The 272-nt window shown below is 40.8% G+C and carries 1 protein-coding gene; it reads left to right on the plus strand.

Translation table 11 applies throughout. The annotated features are described in order from the left end of the window. A partial coding sequence (locus tag ACR9ZK_RS21995) for a hypothetical protein (protein WP_481344078.1) occupies positions 1–272 on the plus strand: 272 nt, incomplete at both ends.

Below are 272 nucleotides of genomic sequence, written 5' to 3' on the forward strand. Positions count from 1 at the left end.
GGATTAAGAGTGTTATCGAATGCCGTTTCTGCCATTAAAACACCTGCCAGTGCAGTTCTGGAGCCCATTATTATTGAACAGAATGGTTTGGGAGAAGAACTTTTCAGAGATTCTCAGATTTTGCAGATTGAAGTAGATGCGGGAGATCATAAATGGGTTTCCGTAGATGGCGGTGGTGTTTATTATTTATCTGCTGACGGCCAGCAAACAGTAAAACATTTTACAAAAGAAAACTCGCCTCTTCCTACCAACAGCGTTACCGATATAAAAGT

It is taken from the genome of Monashia sp. HAY1-5C (assembly GCF_056755255.1).